Genomic DNA, 234 nt, shown 5'->3' on the forward strand with positions numbered 1-234 from the left:
ACGATTTCCAGGGCGAGATTGTCACCCTGAGCCTGCAAGCCAAGGGCGTCCGTATCGTCGCCGAGACCAACCGCTCCAACGACAACGCTCCGAGCCACCGCATCTACGTGGGCCGGGCCGAGATCGGGGCCGGCTGGTCCAAGCGCTCCAACGAGGGTCGCGACTATCTGAGCCTCAAGCTCGACGATCCGAGCTTCACCGCTCCGATCTTCGCCAACCTCTTCGCCGACGAGG

At 64.5% G+C, this 234-nt stretch carries 1 protein-coding gene; it reads left to right on the top strand.

Annotated features, from left to right (window positions below; translation table 11 throughout):
• The coding region (locus FNJ47_RS49020; RefSeq protein ID WP_163163860.1) for a DUF736 domain-containing protein at positions 1–234 on the top strand (234 nt) is incomplete at both ends.

It is taken from the genome of Bradyrhizobium uaiense (assembly GCF_010811875.1).
GTDB classification, from domain to species: Bacteria; Pseudomonadota; Alphaproteobacteria; order Rhizobiales; family Xanthobacteraceae; genus Bradyrhizobium; species Bradyrhizobium uaiense.